This is a genomic window from Planococcus sp. FY231025, from assembly GCF_052078085.1.
Taxonomy (GTDB): Bacteria; Bacillota; Bacilli; order Bacillales_A; family Planococcaceae; genus Planococcus.
On record NZ_JBQJJG010000009.1, the window covers coordinates 250,585 to 265,181 of the forward strand.

Annotated in this window: 14 protein-coding genes, 1 pseudogene and 1 other annotated feature; of the genes and pseudogenes, 14 read left to right on the forward strand and 1 reads right to left on the reverse strand. The window is 54.8% G+C overall.

Features of this window, described 5'->3' with window-relative positions; genetic code table 11:
- Positions 1-57 precede the first annotated feature (57 nt).
- The 14 genes and pseudogenes from ACTL32_RS14820 to ACTL32_RS14885 all read left to right on the forward strand — a co-directional run bounded on the left by ACTL32_RS14820 (position 58) and on the right by ACTL32_RS14885 (position 13,678).
- A complete protein-coding gene (locus ACTL32_RS14820) occupies positions 58-1,206 on the forward strand; it encodes a thiolase family protein (RefSeq protein ID WP_441342224.1) in 1,149 nt (382 codons plus the stop codon).
- 18 nt (positions 1,207-1,224) lie between these two features.
- On the forward strand, positions 1,225-1,995 hold the full coding sequence (locus ACTL32_RS14825) for a 3-hydroxyacyl-CoA dehydrogenase (RefSeq protein WP_441342225.1): 771 nt from the start codon (positions 1,225-1,227) through the stop codon (positions 1,993-1,995).
- Between the two features lie 13 nt (positions 1,996-2,008).
- Positions 2,009-3,157, forward strand: coding sequence for an acyl-CoA dehydrogenase family protein (locus tag ACTL32_RS14830; RefSeq protein WP_441342226.1), 1,149 nt, complete (start codon positions 2,009-2,011; stop codon positions 3,155-3,157).
- Between the two features lies 1 nt (position 3,158).
- Positions 3,159-4,133, forward strand: a complete 975-nt coding sequence (locus ACTL32_RS14835) for a CaiB/BaiF CoA transferase family protein (RefSeq protein ID WP_441342227.1) — start codon at positions 3,159-3,161, stop codon at positions 4,131-4,133.
- Positions 4,134-4,183: 50 nt separating this feature from the next.
- Complete coding sequence (locus ACTL32_RS14840) at positions 4,184-5,824, forward strand: long-chain fatty acid--CoA ligase (RefSeq protein ID WP_441342228.1); 1,641 nt, start codon at positions 4,184-4,186, stop codon at positions 5,822-5,824.
- Positions 5,825-5,929: 105 nt separating this feature from the next.
- Positions 5,930-6,162, forward strand: a binding site (T-box leader).
- Positions 6,163-6,224: 62 nt separating this feature from the next.
- Positions 6,225-7,217, forward strand: coding sequence for an anthranilate phosphoribosyltransferase (trpD, locus tag ACTL32_RS14845; protein WP_441342229.1), 993 nt, complete (start codon positions 6,225-6,227; stop codon positions 7,215-7,217).
- Entirely contained in the window at positions 7,214-7,987 is a 774-nt protein-coding gene (trpC, locus tag ACTL32_RS14850) for an indole-3-glycerol phosphate synthase TrpC (protein ID WP_441342230.1), read from the forward strand. The genes trpD and trpC overlap by 4 nt, the downstream gene beginning before the upstream one ends.
- A pseudogene (locus ACTL32_RS14855) lies at positions 7,984-8,556 on the forward strand (phosphoribosylanthranilate isomerase); the annotation flags it as partial. The gene trpC and the pseudogene ACTL32_RS14855, both read left to right, overlap by 4 nt.
- Positions 8,557-8,586: 30 nt before the next feature.
- Positions 8,587-9,780 carry a tryptophan synthase subunit beta gene (trpB, locus tag ACTL32_RS14860; protein ID WP_441342290.1) on the forward strand — a complete coding sequence of 398 codons (1,194 nt, stop codon included), beginning with the start codon at positions 8,587-8,589 and terminating at the stop codon, positions 9,778-9,780.
- Positions 9,777-10,547, forward strand: coding sequence for a tryptophan synthase subunit alpha (gene trpA / locus ACTL32_RS14865; protein WP_441342231.1), 771 nt, complete (start codon positions 9,777-9,779; stop codon positions 10,545-10,547). Before trpB ends, trpA begins: the two co-directional genes overlap by 4 nt.
- Positions 10,548-10,570: 23 nt before the next feature.
- Positions 10,571-11,161, forward strand: a complete 591-nt coding sequence (locus ACTL32_RS14870; protein ID WP_441342232.1) for a DNA-3-methyladenine glycosylase — start codon at positions 10,571-10,573, stop codon at positions 11,159-11,161.
- Positions 11,162-11,230: 69 nt separating this feature from the next.
- On the forward strand, positions 11,231-11,752 hold the full coding sequence (locus ACTL32_RS14875) for a type 1 glutamine amidotransferase domain-containing protein (RefSeq protein WP_441342233.1): 522 nt from the start codon (positions 11,231-11,233) through the stop codon (positions 11,750-11,752).
- 287 nt (positions 11,753-12,039) lie between these two features.
- A complete protein-coding gene (locus ACTL32_RS14880) occupies positions 12,040-12,369 on the forward strand; it encodes an ArsR/SmtB family transcription factor (RefSeq protein WP_204893468.1) in 330 nt (109 codons plus the stop codon).
- A gap of 13 nt (positions 12,370-12,382) precedes the next feature.
- On the forward strand, positions 12,383-13,678 hold the full coding sequence (locus ACTL32_RS14885) for an arsenic transporter (RefSeq protein ID WP_441342234.1): 1,296 nt from the start codon (positions 12,383-12,385) through the stop codon (positions 13,676-13,678).
- A 33-nt stretch (positions 13,679-13,711) separates the two neighbouring features.
- On the opposite strand, the gene ACTL32_RS14890 is transcribed toward ACTL32_RS14885, so the two are convergent.
- Positions 13,712-14,509: a GNAT family N-acetyltransferase gene (locus ACTL32_RS14890; RefSeq protein WP_441342235.1), complete on the reverse strand. Its 798-nt coding sequence runs from the start codon at positions 14,507-14,509 to the stop codon at positions 13,712-13,714.
- Positions 14,510-14,597 lie beyond the last annotated feature (88 nt).

Consider the following 14,597-nt stretch of genomic DNA (forward strand, 5'->3'; position numbering starts at 1 on the left):
TTCAATTCAGGAAAATGAAAACGCTCACATATAAAATTTGAAGATGAGGTGCAAATTATGAGAGAAGTTGTAATCGTAGAAGGCGTGCGTTCGGCGGTCGGCCGGCGCAAAGGAATGTTCGCCGGGACGCGTCCGGATGAACTGGCGGCATTGGTATTAGAGGAATTGATCGGGCGTGCAGGCGTTGAGAAGGGTGCTGTGGAAGACGTCATTCTCGGCTGCGTTTCGCAGTCCGGCGAACAAGGCGGGAATATCGCCCGGACGGCAGCGCTCATTGCCGGCTTCCCAGATTACGTGCCGGGTGTCACGATTGACCGCCAATGCGGCTCGAGCCAACAGGCGATCCATTTCGGCGCACAGGCCATCATGGCAGGCGATATGGATATCGTCATCGCAGGCGGGGTTGAAAGCATGACACGGGTTCCGATGTTTTCGAACATGCAAGGGGCGGAACCGAGCAAAAAGCTGACAGAGCAGTACGAAATCATCAACCAGGGCTTGTCTGCAGAACGCATTGCGCAAAAATGGGGATTCTCGCGGGAACAGCTGGATGCTTTCGCCGTCGAAAGCCACGCGCGGGCGCAGCGGGCGATCGACAGCGGGAACTATGAAAAGGAAATCGTGCCGGTCGAAGTGGAAGAAGGCGACGGCGGAAAACGGACAGTGGCTGCCGATGAAGGCCCGCGTCCGGGAACGACGATGGAAGTGCTGGCGGGGCTGAAGACGGCATTCCAGGAAGACGGCGTCATTACGGCAGGGAATGCCAGCCAGATGAGCGACGGCGCTTCCGCGGTATTGCTGATGTCGCGCGAGAAAGCGGACGAGCTGGGCTTAACGCCGAAAGCGCGCATCGTGGCGCGCACGGTCGTCGGTTCGGATCCGACGCTGATGCTGACCGGGCCGATTGCAGCGACGAAGAAAGTGCTGGAGAAGGCAGGGCTTGGAATCGAAGACATGGACCGCTACGAAGTCAATGAAGCGTTCGCGCCGGTGCCGCTTGCCTGGCTGGCGGATATCGGGGGCGATCCGGAAAAGCTGAATGTCAACGGCGGAGCGATTGCACTGGGCCATCCGCTCGGGGCGACTGGCGCGAAATTGATGGTGTCGCTGCTGCATGAACTGGAACGGAGCGGCGGGCGCTACGGGCTGCTTGCCATCTGCGAAGGTATGGGCATGGCGAACGCCACCATCATCGAGCGGCTTTAACGGAAGGGGAGAAATGCAATGGAATTTCGCGATATGAAAGCAATCGTAACCGGTGGAGCATCGGGCCTGGGGGAAGCGACGGTCCGGCGTATTGCGGCAAACGGCGGCAAGGCGGCAATTTTTGACGTCAACGGCGAACGCGCCGAGCGGCTGGTGAAAGAGCTGGGCGAAGAATCGGTCATCTACTTGAAAACCGATGTAACAGACGCCGCACAAGTGGAAGCGAACGTCGCAGAAGTGATCGGGCGGTTCGGCCTCATCAATGCGGCGATCAATTGCGCGGGCATCGGAACGCCGGGGAAAGTCGTATCCAAAGGGGAGCCGCTGGCACTCAACCAGTTTGAAAAAGTGATCCAAATCAATTTGATCGGGACGTTCAACGTCATTCGCGTTGCGGCTGCTGCGATGCAGAAAAATGAGCCGAATGCAGCCGGTGAAAGAGGGCTGATCATCTCGACTGCATCAGTCGCTGCGTACGAAGGGCAGATCGGCCAGGCGGCGTACAGCGCTTCCAAAGGCGGCATCGTTTCGATGACGCTGCCGATTGCACGTGAATTGGCGCGCGACGGCATCCGGGTCATGGCGATAGCGCCAGGGCTCATGCAGACGCCGATGTTCGATGGGCTGCCGGAAGCGGCGGTCCAATCGCTGTCGGCTTCCGTCCCATTCCCGGCGCGTCTCGGCCGGCCGGATGAATACGCGCAACTGGTGCAAAGCATTGCTGAAAATACGATGTTGAACGGCGAAGTGATCCGCTTGGACGGCGCGATCCGCATGCAGCCAAAATAAGGGGGAGAATTGAATGGGCAAGTACCGTTTTGAAGAAGAAGAACACGTGATGTTCCGGAAATCGCTCCGCAAATTCCTGGAAAAAGAAGCGGTGCCGCAGTATGAAGGGTGGGAGCGCGACCATTTGATCCCGAAATCGTTCTGGAAGCGCTTGGGCGAAATGGGTTTCCTTTGTCCGCAAGTGGAAGAACAGTACGGCGGGCTGGGCCTTGATTTCCGCTATGCCGTCATCATCAGTGAAGAAATGGAACGGGTCGGGGCCAGTTTGACCGGCGTCGGGCTGCATAATGACATCACAGTTCCGTATATTGAAGCCTACGGCAATGAAGAACAGAAGCAGCGCTGGCTGCCGGGCTGTGTGTCGGGGGATTATATCACCGCCATCGCCATGACAGAACCGGGAGCAGGGTCTGACCTTGCGAACATCTCGACGACGGCAGTCCGTGACGGGGACAATTACATCGTCAACGGCCAGAAGACGTTCATCACCAACGGCATCAATTCGACGCACGTTGTCGTCGTGGTGAAAACGGATCCGAAAGCGGAACCGAAGCACCGCGGCATTTCGCTCCTGATGATTGAAGAAGGGATGCCGGGCTTCTCGAAAGGCCGGAAACTCGATAAGGTCGGCCTGCATGCACAGGATACATCCGAGCTGTATTTTGAAGATTGTGTCGTACCGGCCGCCAACCTGATCGGCGAGGAAAACAAAGGCTTTACATATTTGATGGAAAAACTGCAGCAGGAGCGCCTGGTGGTGGCGATCGCTGCACAGACCGCTTCGGAAGATATGCTCGAGATGACGCTTGATTATGTGAAATCGCGGAAAGCGTTCGGCAAGCCGATCGGCTCATTCCAGAATTCACAGTTCAAACTGGTCGAGATGGCAACGGAAATCGAGCTGGGCCACTCTTTCCTCGAATCGCTCATCGAAGATCATATGGCCGGCAAAGATGTCGTGTCAAAAGTGTCGATGGCGAAATACTGGCTGACGGATACCGCGAAAAAGATTTCCGGTGAATGCATGCAGCTCCACGGCGGCTACGGCTACATGGAGGAATACAAGATTGCGCGGCGATACCGCGATATTCCGGTCGCAGCCATCTATGCCGGATCCAATGAAATCATGAAAACCATCATCGCCAAGCGGATGGGCTTGTAATATGAAGGATGCGCTGAAAGGGGTCCGGGTGCTGGACGTTACGTATTACGTGCCTGGCCCCTATGCGGGCATGCGGTTGGCGGAGTTGGGCGCGGACGTCATCAAAATCGAGCCGCCAGCCGGCGATCCAGCCCGCTCAATGGGCGGCGGATTGGTGCACAAAGCGAATAACATAGGGAAGACGATCATCAACATCGACCTGAAAACAGAGGCAGGCCATGCGGAAATGATCGAACAGGTCAAAAGGGCGGACGTGCTGTTGGAGACATTCCGTCCCGGCGTCATGGAGAAATTGGGCCTTGGCTACGCCAACCTGAAAAAGGTCAAACCGGATCTCGTTTATTGTTCGCTGTCAGGCTACGGGCAGGAAGGGCCACTTGCCATGCTTGGAAGCCATGACTTGAATTATTTGGCGCTTTCCGGGGCATTGGACCAGATGGCGGACAGCAATGGCCGACCGGTCCATCCGGCTAATACGTTTGCGGATTACACAGGCGGCTTGTTGGCGGCTGAACAGATCCTTGCTGCACTTTTGAAGAAGTTCCGCACCGGCGAAGGAGAGCATCTCGATATCGCTTTAGCGGAAGCGATGGCTGAGTTCCAGGGGAACCACGATATTTACCACGAAGCCGGTGTGTCGGACAGCGGCATCCCGGAAATCGGGGGCACACGCATCTCCTATGCCATTTATGAAACGAAAGACGGCCGTTACGTCACGCTTGGTGCGCTTGAAGAGAAGTTCTGGCATAATTTCTGCCTCTTGGCCGGAAAGCCACACTGGCAGAGCTGGAGCGCCAAAAGGCAGGGCAGCCCGGAACATCGGGAAGTAGCGGATTTCATGAAAGGAAAGACCTGGCGCGAATGGTATGAGCTGTCGCTCAGTGCCGACTGCTGCCTGGCACCGGTGCTGAAAGCGCATGAACGGTTCGGGCATCCGCAGTTTATCGCGCGGCACAAGAAGGCGGCATACCGCTGAATCCGGATGCTGCGCCAAAAAATCGAGGGGAAAAGGGAGTTGGACATTTTATGATGAATGCACCGCTGTTATTATCGTCTTTTGTGAAAAGAGCTGAACGGTACTTTCCTGAAAAACTGATCATTTCCCGTACGGGCGAAAATTCGATCCACCGCATCCCGTACAAAGATTTTGCCAAGCGCACTCGCCAGCTGGCGTCGGCGCTCCAAAAGCTCGGAATGGGCAGAGGTGTGAAAGTGGGCAGCTTCGCCTGGAACCATCACCGCCATTTGGAGCTGTATTTCGGAGTTCCGGGAGCAGGGGCGATCTTGCACATGATCAACATCCGGCTTTCGCCTGAACACATCATTTATGTCATCAACCATGCAGAAGATGAAATTCTGCTGGTGGACCATGACCTGTTCCCGCTGATTGAAAAAATTGCGCCGCAGCTGAAAACGGTCAAGCATTTCATCATCATGAAAGACGGCATGGACTTGCCGCAGACCTCGCTCCAAAATGTACATTCCTATGAAGAGCTGATGGCGGCGGAAGACGGCAGCTATGAATTCCCGGAAGACCTGGACGAAAACACGCCGGCCGGTATGTGCTACACGTCCGCGACAACCGGCAATCCGAAAGGCGTCGTTTATACGCACCGGGGGCTTGTACTGCACAGCTATGCGCTCGGCATGGCGGACTCCATGGCGCTGTCGGAACGGGACATTGCGCTGTCGATCGTCCCGATGTTCCATGCGAATGCATGGGGGCTTCCGTTTGCAGCGGTTTTGTTCGGCACGACGCAAGTCTTGCCGGGGCCGGGCTTTGCGCCGGGCATGCTGCTGGATTTGATCGAGCAGGAAGGGGTCACATTGACCGCTGGCGTGCCGACGATCTGGCTCGGCGTGCTGAAAGAGCTGGAAGCCAATCCGCGCAACATCGACACGCTGCGCATGATCATCTGCGGCGGTTCGGCGTCTCCAAAAGGCTTGATCCGTGCATTTGAAGAAAAGTACAAAGTGCCGTTCGTCACCGGCTACGGCATGACGGAAACGTCGCCGCTTGTCAGCCTGGCGGTCACAACTTCCGCGATGGCGGACCTATCGATGGATGAGCGCATTGACCGGCGTGCGATGGCCGGCCTGCCGATGCCGGGCCTTGAAGTGCGCATTGTCAATGAAAACGGCGAGGCGCCTTGGGACGGCAAGACGATGGGCGAGCTGAACGTCAAAGGACCGTGGATTGCCGATGAATATTACAAGGACGAACGAACGGACGAAGCGTTTCGCGACGGCTGGCTCTATACCGGGGACATCGCCGTCATCGAGCCGGACTGCTTTATCAAGCTGACTGACCGGACGAAGGATTTGATCAAGAGCGGCGGTGAATGGATCTCGTCGGTCGATCTGGAAAATGCGCTAATGACGCATGAAGCGGTGTTTGAAGCTGCGGTCATCGCCATCCCGCATGAAAAATGGCTGGAGCGCCCGCTTGCTTGTGTTGTCCTGAAAGAAGGGTACGAGGAGGGGGAAGCGATGAAGGAAGAATTGCTCGCGTACCTGGAAAGCCAGTTTGCAAAATGGTGGGTGCCGGACGACATCGTCTTCTTGAAAGAAGTACCGAAAACGTCGGTCGGGAAATTCTTGAAAGCCGCACTGCGCAGGGAGCTGGGCGAATATTACGACGGCCGGGATGTCGAAGTTCAAAGATAAGACTTGACAGAATAAACAAAACCTTTTAATATGAGGGACAACTTGTTGAACGAGCGACAAGTCTATTTGAGAGAAGAGCCCAGAAGAGACCAGAATAGAAGAGCGTATAAATCGAGGATTGAGACGAGTAGGCAAGGAAATCCATCTTAGAGAGTCAGCGGCTGGTGAAAGCTGATTGGATCCCTTGTGCGAATGGACTTAGGAGAGCTGGCCTGAAAGCGGAAGCGAGTAAGGGAGACGTAGGCCCTGCGTTAAAGGGAAAGGCGAAGAGCCTGTTTTAAGTGAGTGCAAAATTGCATTAATGCGTGGTGGTACCGCGGTTTAACCCCGTCCCCGCAACCGGATATCAGTCCGGTTGCGGGGATTTTTGCATTTTAATACGAGTCGAGGAGAGCTGAGAATGAGCAGAGTAGAGCATTTGACAGAACAGCAGATGATGGAGCGGTCATTGGATTTATTGGAAGGCCGCATGGAAGAAGGTCAAGTGGAGCGTTTTCTGGTGGATCTTCACCAGAAAGGCGAAACAGCAGATGAGCTCGTCGGCCTGGTCAAGGCGATGCGCCAAAAAGCAGTGGTGCTTCCTGAGGTGGACGGGGAATTGGTGGATGTCTGCGGAACCGGCGGCGACCGGTCAAACAGCTTCAATATCAGCACGATGTCCGCTTTTGTGCTGGCGGGATGCGGCATGACGGTTGCCAAGCACGGAAACCGCAGTGTATCAAGCAAAACTGGCAGTTCCGATGTGCTCGAGGCACTCGGCATTTCAGCGGATACAGACATTTCGAAAATCCCTGAACTGCTGGAAGGGACCGGCATCGCGTTTTTATTTGCACCGGCCATCCATCCGGCTCTCGGGAAATTGCGGGAAGTGCGCAAGCGCATCGGCACGCCGACCATTTTCAACCTGGCGGGGCCGCTTGCCAATCCGCTGCCAGTGACGATCCAGATGACGGGCGTTTACCGCAGCGATGTCATGGAGACGATGGCGGATGCATTGATGCGCCTGGGCAGAAAACGCGGCGCGATTATCCACGGCGCTGGCGGGCTGGATGAATTATCGCTGATCGGCACAAGCGAACTCGTCGTTTTTGATGAAAACGGCAAGCGCCGGATGGCTTTCCATCCGAGTGAAGCCGGCTTGGAAGCGGCGCCGATCGAAGCCATACAGGGAGGCGATCCGAAGCGCAACGCTGAAATCTTCATGGAAGTGCTCAGCGGCAAGGAAAGCCCGTATTTGGATACGGTGGCGTTAAATGCAGGTGCTTGCCTGTTCATCAGCGGGCGTGCGTCAAGCATTGCTGAAGGCGTGCACCAAGCGCGGAAATCGATTCTCGCCGGTGAAACGGCGCGCGTATTCGAACTTCACCGGCTGGCTTCGGGGGTGCTGGTATGACAATCCTCGACCAAATCATCGAAACCAAACGGCAGGAAATCAAGACCTACACAGAAATCGGATCGGGGGAGACCCATTATCCGGCGAAAAACCGGCTGGCTGATTCCCTCCGCAATGCCCGCGGGGTCATTTCGGAAATCAAACGGGCATCCCCTTCAAAAGGCGACATTTCGATGGAAGTGGATGTTCTCGCGCAGGCGAAAAAATACGAGGCAGCTGGAGCGGCGGCGATTTCGGTGCTGACCGATGAAACGTATTTCAAAGGATCCATTGAAGATTTGCGGAAAGTGGCAGGAGCGGTGTCGATTCCGGTGCTTTGCAAAGACTTCATGATCAGTGAGATCCAGATTGACCGGGCAAAAGAGGCAGGCGCCACCATTATCCTTCTGATTGTGGCGGCGCTCGGGCAAAAAGAGCTGCGCGAGCTGTTCGGCTATGCCAGCATGCTCGGCCTGGAGGTATTGGTGGAAGTGCACGATGCAGAGGAACTGGCGGAAGCGCTGGACCTCGGAGCAGAACTGATCGGCATCAACAACCGCGATTTGAAGACATTCCAGGTTTCCCTTGAAAGGACTGCAGAGCTTGCGGAAAATTTTCCTTTCGGCAGCGAGCGCTTGCTGATCAGTGAAAGTGGGCTGCATACGGAAGAGGATGCAGCATTTGTCTTCGGGCACGGCGCGTCCGGCATCCTTGTCGGCGAAGCGCTGATGCGTTCTGATGATCCAGGAGCTTGGATTCGGGAAGCGGTTGCGAAGGGGGCAGTGAAATGACAAAAGTGAAAATATGCGGGCTGATGGAGTCGCAACATGTAGAAGCGGCAGCGGGCGCGGATGCCATCGGCTTCGTTTTCGCACCGAGCAAGCGGCGCGTCTCTATCGAACAGGCGGCCGAGCTTGCAAAGCATGCGCCGGCAGATGTGGAAAGAATCGGCGTTTTTGTCAACGCCTCTCTTGAAGATATCGAACGGGCAGTCCGGGAAGTGCCGCTGACGATGGTGCAATTGCACGGCGACGAACCGGACGAATTGGTCCGCTCTATATCCGTCCCGGTCATCCAGGCGTTTTCGATCCGGAACACAGGAGACGCCGCCCGGCTTAAGGGATCGGGTGCTGACTTCATCCTGGTGGATGCGCCGGGTACGGATTACCGCGGCGGCAGCGGACATGTTTTTGACTGGTCCCTTCTGGAAGGAGCGGATATTGAAACTTCCCGCCTGATTGTTGCGGGTGGGCTGAATCCAGGGAATGTGGACGCGGCAATCCGCCAGACGGCGCCTTATATGGTGGACGTTTCAAGCGGCGTCGAAACAGATGGAAGAAAAGACACGGTGAAAATAACGGAATTTATTCGGAAAGCAAAGGGTGATTCGATGCAGCAGGCAGTTGAGAAAACCGGATTTTTCGGGAAATACGGCGGACAGTTTGTGCCGGAAACGCTGATGAAAGCGGTCAAGGAATTGGAGGACGCATACGCGGAAGCGAAAGCGGACCCCGCTTTCCAAGAGGAATACCATACGTATTTAAAGGAATATGTCGGACGCGAGCAGCCTTTGACGTTCGCGAAACGGCTGACCGAAGCATGGGGCGGCCCGAAAGTTTATTTGAAGCGTGAGGACTTGAACCATACAGGCGCCCACAAGATCAACAATGCGCTCGGCCAGGCGCTCCTTGCGATGCGCATGGGCAAACGGAAAATCGTTGCTGAAACCGGTGCGGGGCAGCATGGCGTCGCGACAGCGACCGTCTGCGCGCTGTTTGACCTGGAATGTGTCATTTTCATGGGGGAAGAGGACATCAAGCGCCAGCAATTGAATGTCTTCCGCATGAAACTGCTCGGCGCCCGTGTAGAAAGCGTCACCAAAGGCAGTGCGACGCTGAAGGATGCGGTCAACGAAGCGCTCCGCTACTGGGTCACCAATGTTGAAGACACGCATTACCTGATCGGCTCCGCTTTGGGGCCGCACCCCTTCCCGACAATGGTCCGCGATTTCCAGAGCGTCATCGGAGAAGAGACGCGCCGCCAGATCGTTGAGCATGAAGGGCGCTTGCCGGATGCGATACTCGCTTGCGTCGGCGGCGGCAGCAACGCAATCGGCATGTTCTATCCGTTCCTGAAAGACGAAGCGGTCCGCTTGATCGGCGTTGAGGCGTCGGGAGAAGGTTTGGATACAGACAAGCATGCAGCCACGATGTCCAAAGGGACCGAAGGCGTCCTACACGGCGCGTTCATGAAACTCCTGCAGTCGGAATCCGGCCAGGTGCTGGAAGCGCATTCTGTTTCTGCCGGCCTCGACTATCCGGGCATCGGGCCGGAGCACGCTTACTTGGCGGATATCGGACGTGTGGAATATGTAGCCATCACCGATGCGGAGGCGCTCGAAGCGGTCGTCGCGTTCTCACGCCTTGAAGGGATCATTCCGGCGCTGGAATCCGCGCATGCGATTTCGCAGGCAGAAAAAACTGCGAAAGAAATGGCGGCGGACGAAATACTCGTCATTTGTGTATCGGGTCGCGGAGACAAAGACATGGCGACTTACGCCGAAAGACTGGAGGGCTTGGCATGAAACAACTCGCAGCATTGAAAGAAGCGGGCGACAAGGCTTTTGTCGCCTATATCATGGCCGGGGACGGCGGCTTGGACCGATTGAAGAGCCAAGTGCAATACCTGCAGGAGGCAGGAGTGACGGCGATTGAAATCGGCATTCCGTTTTCGGACCCTGTTGCAGACGGCCCGACAATCGAAGCCGCAGGCAACCGTGCGCTGAAAGAAGGCGTCACACTCGAAAAAGTGCTGGCCGAGCTGAAGAGCTGGGAGTTTGAAGTCACTGTGCCGCTGCTTGTGATGACCTATCTGAACCCGGTCATTAAGTTCGGCATCGAACGTTTTGTGGGCGAATGCAAAGAGGCGGGGGTGGCGGGCATCATCATCCCGGATTTGCCGTACGAGCACCGGCAGCTTGCCAAAGGCCATCTGGAAAAAGCAGGAATCGCCCTCGTCCAGCTGGTGACGCTGACCACGACCGAACAGCGGCTCGAGGCCATCCTTCAGGAAGCGGAAGGGTTCGTCTACGCAGTCACCGTGACAGGCATCACCGGAGCGCGGGATGAAATGTCGGAAAGCGTGCGTGATTTCATGCGCCGCGTCCGGGCGAAAAGCCCGGTGCCGGTTTATGCCGGATTCGGGATTTCGCGGACGGAGCATGTGGACATGCTGCGCGAGGATGTCGATGGGTTCATTGTCGGGAGTGCAATTGTCCAGGCTTTCCATGAAGGGCGGATTGACCATATCAAACCCTTGATAGAGGCAGTGACGGCTCCGAATCCGGTATAATAGCGGATAGGAGGGATCTGTCTATGTTTACACCAATCGCTGCATCATTTTTTGATGCGCCGACGCTTGAACTGTCGCGCAGCCTGCTCGGCCAGATTCTGGTCCATGAACTGCCCGGAGGCATCGTCGGCGGCCGCATCGTTGAAACCGAAGCGTACATGGGAGCCGGGGATAGGGCTGCCCACAGTTTCGGCAATCGCCGCACCAAACGCACCGAAATTATGTTCGGCAAAGCCGGCAGCGTCTATACGTACCAAATGCATACCCATACATTGATCAATGTCGTCAGCGGACCGGTTGACACGCCGCGGGCGATTTTGATCCGCGCTGTGGAGCCGGTCGAAGGCATCGACCTGATGGCGGAACTCCGCGGAAGACACCTGCCCATCAAGCAATGGACAAGCGGCCCCGGCAAGCTTACGAAAGCGATGGGCATCACGATGGAATATTACGGCCACCATTTCACGGAACGTCCGCTCTACATCGCTGAAGGCGATCCGGTCCACGCGGTCGCTGTCGGGCCGCGCGTCGGCATCGGCAACTCGGGGGAAGCGGTCGATTACCCATACCGCTTCTGGGAGCAGGACAACCCGTTCGTTTCGAAGTTCCGGTAATTCCGGTGTTTAAGAAAGGTCTCTCGTGGAATAATAAGAGAGACTAATTAAACAGAGGAGTGAAAGATTGTGGCGAAAATTGCAACGTTGATTACAGATATGTTTGAAGATGTTGAATATACAGAGCCGACGAAAGCATTTAACGAAGCCGGCCACGAAGTCATTACGATCGAAAAGGAAGCGGGCAAAGAAGTGACCGGCAAGCAAGGAGAAGCGACCGTCTCCATTGATAAAGGAATCGACGATGTGAAACCGGAAGATTACGACGCTCTGTTCCTGCCGGGCGGCTTTTCTCCCGACCAGCTGCGCGCCGATGACCGTTTTGTCCAATTTACGAAAGCGTTCATGGATGCGAAAAAACCGGTCTTTGCCATTTGCCACGGGCCGCAGCTTCTCATTTCGGCGAAGTCGCTTGAAGGCCGCGATGCGACCGGCTACAAATCGATCCAGGTCGACATGGAATACGCCGGCGCGAAAGTGGTCGATAAAGAAGTGGTGGTCTGCCAGGAGCAGCTGGTGACCAGCCGCCAGCCTGATGATATTCCGGCGTTCAACCGTGAAGCGCTGAAAGTGCTCGAAAAATTAGGATAATGAAACCGAACGAAAGCTCCGCTTAGGCGGGGCTTTTTGTTTTGGAGAAAAGGTTGTGTTTGATTCGCAGAAGAGGGGCGCAAGGGAATCCGGAGCTGCTGCAAGTAAAAGGGCATTTGCTGCAAGTAAAGTATGAGTTGCCGCAAGTAAGGCCCTGTTTGCTGCAAGTAAATATCATTTGCCGCAAGTATCCCCCGATTTGCCGCAAGTAAAAAGCGTTTCACCTCTTGAACTTATAAGCATCCGCTTATATAATGGTGGAAGCGTTGAAAAAACGAGGTGAAGAAATGGATTATCTTCAAATGGAATCATACTTGAAAGCGATCAGCGACCATAACCGCATGCTAATTTTGAAATACTTGATGAAAGATTCGCTGTGCATTTGCGAATTCACCGAACTTCTTGATATGACGCAGCCGGCCATCAGCCAGCATATGCGCAAATTGAAGCAGGCAGAACTTGTCACCGAGGAAAAGCGCGGCCGCTGGACGATTTGGTCGTTGAACATCCGGCATGCCCAATACCCGATGCTGATTCATCTGCTGAGTTTGTTGCCGGAGCCGGAGCGGACTGTGGAAACGCTGATTGCACAAGGGAAAAAAGTAGTTTGTGATTAAGGAGCTGTAGAGAGTGGATATTTGGTTAGCCAGTTTTATTTTTCTTGTAACATTGATATTTGTCATATGGCAGCCGCGCGGGCTGTCGATCGGCTGGTCGGCGATTGCGGGAGCGGTTGTAGCGCTGTTGTTCGGCGTAGTCGATTTCGGTGATGTCTGGGCTGTAACAGGCATTGTCTGGAACGCGACATTGACGTTTGTCGCGTTGATCATCATTTCCCTGATCCTCGATGAAATCGGGTTCTTTGAATGGGCAGCCCTGCACATGGCGCGTTTTGCCAAAGGCAGCGGCGTTCGGATGTTCCTGCTCGTCATCGCACTCGGAGCCGTCGTGGCGGCACTTTTCGCCAATGATGGAGCGGCGCTTATTCTGACGCCGATTGTGCTTGCGATGGTGCGGGCATTGAAGTTCAAGGATGCGATGATTCTGCCGTTCATCATGGCTTCCGGCTTTATCGCCGACACGGCATCTTTGCCGTTCGTGGTCAGCAACCTGGTGAACATCGTTTCCGCGGACTTTTTCGACATCAGCTTCACCCAATACGCGTTGAACATGTTCCTTCCGAATTTATTCAGTGTAGCGGCGAGCATGCTGGTGCTGTACTTGTATTTCCGAAAAGACATCCCTGCGCATTTTGACGAAGGGGCGCTGAAGACGCCAAGTGCTGCAATCAAAGACTTGAAGATGTTCCGGCTGTCCTGGGTGGTGCTCGGCATCTTGCTGGTCGGCTATTTTATCGGCGATCCGCTCGGCATTCCCGTGTCGTTCATTGCCGGTGCTGTGGCCATCATCTTCCTGATAATCTCCCGCAGAAGCGAAGCCGTGGAGACCATGACGGTGCTCAAGGGCGCACCGTGGGCGATCGTCTTCTTCTCGATCGGCATGTACGTTGTCGTCTACGGCTTGCGCAACGCCGGACTGACTTCAGTGCTGGCTTCTGCGATTGAATGGACAGCGGACCACGGCTTGTTTGCGGCGACGATCGGCATGGGCTTCATCGCCGCTATCCTGTCGTCGATCATGAACAATATGCCGACCGTCATGATCGATGCGCTGGCGATTGCAGAAACCAATACGACCGGCGTTGTCCGGGACGCGTTGATCTATGCCAACGTCATCGGCTCCGATCTGGGGCCGAAAATCACGCCGATCGGGTCGCTTGCGACGCTGCTTTGGCTTCATGTGCTGAAGGCGAAAGGCGTCGAAATCAGCTGGGGATATTATTTCAAAGTCGGCATCATCTTGACGATCCCGATTCTGTTCATCACATTGACCGGCTTGTATGTATCATTGATGATTTTAAATTAAAGAAAAAAGAGGGTCGCGACTGCGATCCTCTTTTTAGTCTAAAAACTTCGCCATGTAAAGTTCGTTATGCGGCTTGCCATCAATCATCAGTGCCTGCTTGCGGACGCCTTCTTGCTCATAGGCGGTTTTTTCATAAAGTTTGCGGGCTGCCGTGTTTTCTTCCACAACAGTCAGTTCCAGTCGTTTGACGCCTTTCTCTGCGGCCCATTCTTCCGCTTTTTGCAGAAGGGAAGTGGCGATGCCTTTGTTCTGGGCACTTTCCTGGACGCCGAGCACAATCGCTGCCCGGTGTGCCGCTCGTTTAGCGGTATTGCCGATAATCATCAAGTACCCGACATGTTCGCCGTTCAGGATAGCGATGAAAATCGCGGAATGGCCTTTTTGCTTCCATTCGATAATCTGTTTCCGCATGCTTTGAGTGGATTGGACGCGTTCATCCTTGCCGTAAAGCATGAAATCGGATTCGCCTTCCACCACGCGCTGAAGCGCAATAAGAGAGCGGGCATCCCCGTGTTCTGCCTGGCGGATCAAGAGAATATCTTCATTGTCCGCTTTTTCCAGGTCATTTTCAGAGGAGTCGATTTTCTCGAATGTCACCGAACGGTTCGTGATCACATCGCTTACATAGTAGCCGGCATCCATCCATGCATGGAAATGTTTTGCGGGCGGCTTGGTCTTCTTCCACCAGCTTTTGTTCAAGTAGGCGGCGTTCGGAAGCTGCTGCCCCATGATTTGTTCGATTTCATTGAAAGATAAGGTAATTTTTGGATTAGATGCAGAGGCAAAGTAATCGGCTAAAGGAATGTATTTTTTTTCCAAAATTATAGTCACTCTAAACTCTCCTTTCTCGAAAAGAATTGGATTAGTTATGGGGATTATATCATTTGTCCTATTTAAATGTATATAATTATTTCCTTTT

Bases quoted from the DNA above. Each gene is read 5' to 3' on its own strand.
- ACTL32_RS14825 (WP_441342225.1), top strand. From the start codon at position 1,225: ATGGAATTTCGCGATATGAAAGCAATCGTAACCGGTGGAGCATCGGGC.
- ACTL32_RS14820 (WP_441342224.1), top strand. From the start codon at position 58: ATGAGAGAAGTTGTAATCGTAGAAGGCGTGCGTTCGGCGGTCGGCCGG.
- ACTL32_RS14830 (WP_441342226.1), top strand. From the start codon at position 2,009: ATGGGCAAGTACCGTTTTGAAGAAGAAGAACACGTGATGTTCCGGAAA.
- ACTL32_RS14840 (WP_441342228.1), top strand. From the start codon at position 4,184: ATGATGAATGCACCGCTGTTATTATCGTCTTTTGTGAAAAGAGCTGAA.
- ACTL32_RS14835 (WP_441342227.1), top strand. From the start codon at position 3,159: ATGAAGGATGCGCTGAAAGGGGTCCGGGTGCTGGACGTTACGTATTAC.
- trpD (WP_441342229.1), top strand. From the start codon at position 6,225: ATGAGCAGAGTAGAGCATTTGACAGAACAGCAGATGATGGAGCGGTCA.
- ACTL32_RS14880 (WP_204893468.1), top strand. From the start codon at position 12,040: ATGGATTATCTTCAAATGGAATCATACTTGAAAGCGATCAGCGACCAT.
- trpC (WP_441342230.1), top strand. From the start codon at position 7,214: ATGACAATCCTCGACCAAATCATCGAAACCAAACGGCAGGAAATCAAG.
- trpB (WP_441342290.1), top strand. From the start codon at position 8,587: ATGCAGCAGGCAGTTGAGAAAACCGGATTTTTCGGGAAATACGGCGGA.
- trpA (WP_441342231.1), top strand. From the start codon at position 9,777: ATGAAACAACTCGCAGCATTGAAAGAAGCGGGCGACAAGGCTTTTGTC.
- ACTL32_RS14870 (WP_441342232.1), top strand. From the start codon at position 10,571: ATGTTTACACCAATCGCTGCATCATTTTTTGATGCGCCGACGCTTGAA.